Raw genomic sequence first — 1,315 nt, 5'->3', positions numbered from 1 at the left:
TGAACCGGACCGGGATTTTGAGAGGCCCCGTGGTTTGAGTCAGGCCGAGACGGCTTGACCCGAAAGTTGACGATAGTAATTCATTTCAGCTTCAGCCGGCGGGATGTGGCCGATTGGCTCCAGCAGTCGGTGATGATTGAACCAAGATACCCATTCCAGCGTAGCCAATTCGACGGCTTCGCGTGTCTTCCAGGGAGCGCGGCGGTGGATCAGCTCTGCTTTGTAAAGCCCGTTAATGGTCTCAGCCAGAGCGTTGTCGTAGCTGTCTCCTTTGCTGCCGACGGACGGTTCAATTCCGGCTTCGGACAGGCGTTCGCTATAGCGGATCGATACATATTGCGACCCGCGATCACTATGGTGAATCAAGGCATCATCACGTTCCGGCTGGCGGGCGAACAGGGCCTGCTCGAGCGCATCGAGCACGAAGTCAGTACGCATCGAACTGCTGACGCGCCAGCCGACGATGCGGCGCGCAAAGACGTCGATGATGAAGGCAACGTAGACAAAGCCCTGCCAGGTCGACACGTACGTAAAATCGGACACCCATAGCTGGTTAGGGCGATCAGCGCGGAACTGGCGATTCACCCGGTCCAGCGGGCATGGCGCTGCCGTATCGCTCACCGTGGTGCGCACAACCTTGCCGCGAATTACTCCGCGCAGCCCGTCGCGCCGCATCAGGCGCTCCACGGTGCAGCGCGCCACTTTGAACCGCTCACGCAGCAGCTGGCGCCAGACCTTTTCGGCTCCGTAGACTCGGAAGTTAGTTTCCCAAACACGGCGAATGTGGGCACTCATAAAGTCGTCGCGATGGTTGCGGGCGCAGCGCAGAGCCGGATTGCGTTGCAGGGCGGCGTGGCGCCAGTAACTCGAAGGAGCAAGCTGCAATTGCCTGCACAGCCGCTCGGCCCTGCGCCTCGATGCTGATCGATGAAGGCCATCAAGGCTTGAAGCGGCGGTCGAGTTCCGCCTGGGCGAAAAAAGCACTGGCCAAGCGTAAGATTTCATTCGTCTTGCGCAATTCCTTCACCTCGCGCTCCAAAGCACGGATTCGTTCTTGCTCTGCAGAGCTTGGCCCGCCACGCAACCCGGCATCGCTTTCGCGTTGCCGCACCCAGCGCCGTAGCGTTTCAGGTGTGCAGCCGATCTTGTTGGCGATGGACGTGATGGCGGCCCACTGCGAGTCGTGCTGGCTGGCCGACTCCTCGACCATACGCACAGCGCGCTCCATCACCTCTGGGGAATATCGTGTCGATTTCTTGTTCATGGCTCCATTCTCTCAAAGATTGGAGCCTCCCAGATTTCCGGGCCGGTTCAG

The 1,315-nt window shown here is 59.8% G+C and carries 1 pseudogene and 1 other annotated feature; the pseudogene reads right to left on the bottom strand.

Annotated elements, in window-relative coordinates:
* Positions 1 to 39: 39 nt before the first annotated feature.
* Positions 40 to 1,264: pseudogene (locus AC07S4_RS30345) on the bottom strand (IS3 family transposase).
* Positions 871 to 983 (bottom strand) — a sequence feature (AL1L pseudoknot). It overlaps the preceding pseudogene by 113 nt.
* Positions 1,265 to 1,315: the final 51 nt, after the last annotated feature.

The organism is Pseudoduganella sp. GW821-FHT05F09 (genome assembly GCF_059419605.1).
Note: the sequence above shows the minus strand (reverse complement) of the source record. Positions and strands in the feature narration are given on the sequence as shown.